Below are 402 nucleotides of genomic sequence, written 5' to 3'. Positions count from 1 at the left end.
GTACTGAGAACGGCAGGCACCGACAATTTCTGTAAATGATCTGCCGTGGCGAGTGCGTCCAGCTTTGCGCCCTGGCCCAATTGTTCGAGCAGGAATTGCAGCAGCGGGCGGTCTTCGGACTCGGCGGCGGCCAGCGCGGCCAACGGCGCATTGCCGAACTCGGCCAGCAGGTTTTGCGCGTGCGGCACGCCTTGCTGCTCCAGCCACTGGCGCGCCGCCTCGGGCTGGGGCTGCTGCAGCGGAAACTGCCTGCAGCGCGACAGGATGGTCGGCAGGATACGGTCGATACGATCCGTCACCAGCAGGAAGACGGTGTTCTGCGGCGGCTCTTCCAGCGTCTTGAGCAACGCGTTGGCACCTTCGGTCTGCAACGCGTCGAGCGGATACAGCACCACCACCCGC

The 402-nt window shown here is 65.2% G+C and carries 1 protein-coding gene; it reads right to left on the bottom strand.

Annotated elements, in window-relative coordinates; translation table 11 throughout:
• A partial coding sequence (locus FOE67_RS31065) for a DNA polymerase III delta subunit-related protein (protein ID WP_498370735.1) occupies nucleotides 1-402 on the bottom strand: 402 nt, incomplete at both ends.

The sequence above is a fragment of the Streptomyces calidiresistens genome, assembly GCF_014141525.1.
GTDB lineage: Bacteria > Actinomycetota > Actinomycetes > Streptomycetales > Streptomycetaceae > Streptomyces > Streptomyces calidiresistens.
Note: the sequence above shows the minus strand (reverse complement) of the source record. Positions and strands in the feature narration are given on the sequence as shown.